General features: G+C 42.8%; 1 protein-coding gene. It reads right to left on the bottom strand.

Features of this window, described 5'->3' with window-relative positions:
• Positions 1-65 precede the first annotated feature (65 nt).
• The coding region (gene fadR, locus R7Q11_RS25640; RefSeq protein ID WP_225466935.1) for a fatty acid metabolism transcriptional regulator FadR at positions 66-808 on the bottom strand (743 nt) is incomplete at its 5' end.

An 808-nucleotide genomic window follows, 5' to 3' on the forward strand; every position in this document is an offset into this window, starting at 1 on the left:
AGTAACGAGCAATAAAAAACCGCAGGCATTGCCTGCGGTTTTTTCTAACTTTGCTCACTCAATGCTTAGCTATCATCTTCAGTGAAGTTGGTTGGTAGTTGCTTTTTCATCTCGTTCCAGATTTGAGCACTTTCCATGCCGTAGTGCCGAATTACAACTGGCAATTGTTCACGCTGGCCCGTTTCACAAGTTTCTAGCAGTTGACGGTAGAATCTTAGCGCCAAATCACGTGAGGCAGGGTTAGAGAAGTAGTAACTGCCAACTCGGTCATACAGCTTCTTCAAGCCATTGAAAATCAAACCGTAGATTTGGTTACCAGAGTGGAATGCTAAGCGTTGGAACAACATGTAATCGTAAAAGTTAAATGTTTTCGCGATCAAGATTTCCTGACGCTTTGCTTCATCTTTTTCGTTGTCTTCTTTAACGCTTTGAAGCACCTTATCCGCATACGGAGAAGAGGCAATGAAATCATCCCAAGATGATGCATTCACAAGTGCTTCACAAGACTCAATTACGTTCTTGATTGTACGCTCAGAGTTTTCTTTGTTCGCCTTGAATGCATAACGCATAAAGATAGGGCTGATGTTGGTACGTGCCGCAAGCAAATCTTCTACAATATTTGTTGCATTATCGACGTCTAGCGTCATCAACGTATCCAAGATATGCAGACCAGATGTCTCCATAAATTGGTTAACTTTTGTTGGTTTACCGTGTTGGATAGTCAACCATCCATCACGTGCTAGTCGTTGAAGAACCTCTCTTAAAGTCGTTCGAGTAACACCAATCAGTTCGGACAGCTCGCGCTCAG

The sequence above is a fragment of the Vibrio sp. 970 genome (assembly GCF_033339075.1).